General features: G+C 39.2%; 1 protein-coding gene. It reads right to left on the minus strand.

The window, feature by feature from the left end; genetic code table 11:
- Positions 1–35: 35 nt before the first annotated feature.
- Positions 36–1,715 carry a GspE/PulE family protein gene (locus F6K22_RS39225; RefSeq protein ID WP_293110397.1) on the minus strand — a complete coding sequence of 560 codons (1,680 nt, stop codon included), beginning with the start codon at positions 1,713–1,715 and terminating at the stop codon, positions 36–38.
- Positions 1,716–2,207 lie beyond the last annotated feature (492 nt).

Raw genomic sequence — 2,207 nt, forward strand, 5'->3', positions numbered from 1 at the left:
CGAGGCACGCAGGACGTCGGCAAGGCAGTCTTGTGTCAGCTCAAGCGTGATCTCGCGTCCGACGAGCGAGCCGAACGCAAAGAGATCAACTGAGTCATTGTACCTTCATAAATCAACTCGCGAACAGTATCATTTACATCCAATAATTCTACAACTGCTTCTCTACCAGAATAACCAGAATTGAAACAATTAGAACAACCACGACCCATACGCCATTTCCCTTGAATTTCATGCTTGATACTTGGAGTAACAGCAGTCATAGTTTGCACGCTATGACCATTACCATTACTATGATTTAAGGCGGAAGCATAAGCAGATCTACTATTGCTAGCAGCCCAACTGACAGCAGATAATGTTTGTGGCTTATCTAAACCCAATATTTGTAACTCTTCTTTGCTAGGAGTATGAGGTTCTCCACAGTGGGGGCAAATTTTCCTTACTAATCTTTGTGCCACAATACCCAACAGCGCATCACTCATCAAAGCAGGGTCAGGACCAATATCCTTTAATCGGGGAATTGCACCTATGGCATCATTAGTATGTAGAGTCGTCAAGACTAAGTGACCAGTTAATGCAGCGCGGACTGCTGTATCTGCCGTTTCGCGATCGCGTATTTCACCCATCATAATAATATCAGGGTCTTGACGCAAAATAGCCCGCAGACCAGCAGCAAAAGTCATTCCAGCCTTCTCATTTACCTGAGTTTGAGTAATCCCTGGTAATACATATTCTACCGGGTCTTCTACAGTAACTACATTAACATTTTCCGTTGCCACTGATAACAAACTGGTGTATAGGGTACTTGTTTTCCCTGAACCAGTCGGACCTGTAAAAATAATCATTCCTTGTGGTTGGCGCAACAAACTTTTGTATAAAGTTAAACTTCGCTCAGAAAATCCCAACTTCTCTAAACTAGAAAAAGGGTTTTTGGAAGTTAGTAACCTAATCACAACTTTTTCGCCGCCAACACAAGGAAGGGTGCTGACTCGCAAATCTAATCCTACATTAGAATCATCATCTCCTGCATATTGCTCGCTAATTCGCCCATCTTGAGGACATCTACTTTCAGCAATATCCATATCACACATTACTTTAATGGCAACTACTACTCGACGACCAATATCTGCTGGTAGGGTAGTAATATTTCTCAGAATGCCATCAATACGGTAGCGTACTCGCAGACCCTCCCCAGTCGGTTCAAGATGAATGTCACTAGCACGGTTACGCAGAGCGCCAGAAATAATTGTTTTAATCCGACCAATTTGGTCAGCAGCTTGGGAAAGATATAATTCTGTGGTTGCACAGACATCTTCTTCTTCTAGCTCTCCGGTTAAAGGGTTAATTAATTGTGTACCAGAGATAGACTTGGGATTTATTTTTTCTCTATGATACCAAGCGCTATAGCTTTTTTCCGCAATAGGGATAATTCTGATGTCAGAAAAAGTCCGATCGCTCATCTTTTTCATCTCATCAGCACATATATCTATAGGAGAGGCTAAATAGTAGCAGTTGCGCCACAGCAGCAGGGGAATAACTGGGGGCAAATCTTTTTGATCGGGAAATTCTCTAAAGAAGCGATATGCTACTTCTTTATCAAGTAGTTGCAAATTTACAATTCCCCGTTTATCTACTAAACGTTCCAATGCTTCTTGGCAAGTAATTTCACGATTTCTTAATAGTTGCCAAGCCGATAAAACAGAAGTTGATGTACTCATAACAATTATGAATCAGAAATGGTTTAAATAAGACCTTGCCCTTAAGGGTAAGGTTTAAAATAATATTGCATGGAGGAGAAAATACTTTTTGTTCTCCTTCAACTTATGAGACTAACACTGTTGTGATGAAATTAAAACCCATTTATCATTTTGCTCTTGTATCGTAGTCCTCAGAAAGATTTTGTAGAGAATATCCTGGAAAAAGGCCAAGGACAACAGGGAAAAAGGAAGCTAAAAAATTTTATAAACTTATAATAATAACCTGATAATTCTTTTTGTGACAATGAGTTGATTTTCTGTATATAGCTATACAAATTATTTTTTGTTTGATAACAGAGTAAATGGTGTATAATAGAGACTACTAAAGTTCCTTCGTCTCTTCCATTTTCAAATACTCCTCTGACTTTATTAAAGGGGGGTATGAGAGTGGATTTATAACTATTTATTCAGACACAATATTACAACTTTTATAAGGAGAAAAAAATCATTGAA

This window comes from Okeania sp. SIO2F4 (genome assembly GCF_010672385.1).
In the GTDB taxonomy this organism is placed as follows: Bacteria; Cyanobacteriota; Cyanobacteriia; order Cyanobacteriales; family Microcoleaceae; genus Trichodesmium.

Coding starts and splice junctions, on each gene's coding strand:
- F6K22_RS39225 (WP_293110397.1), bottom strand. CDS start 1,715: ATGAGTACATCAACTTCTGTTTTATCGGCTTGGCAACTATTAAGAAAT.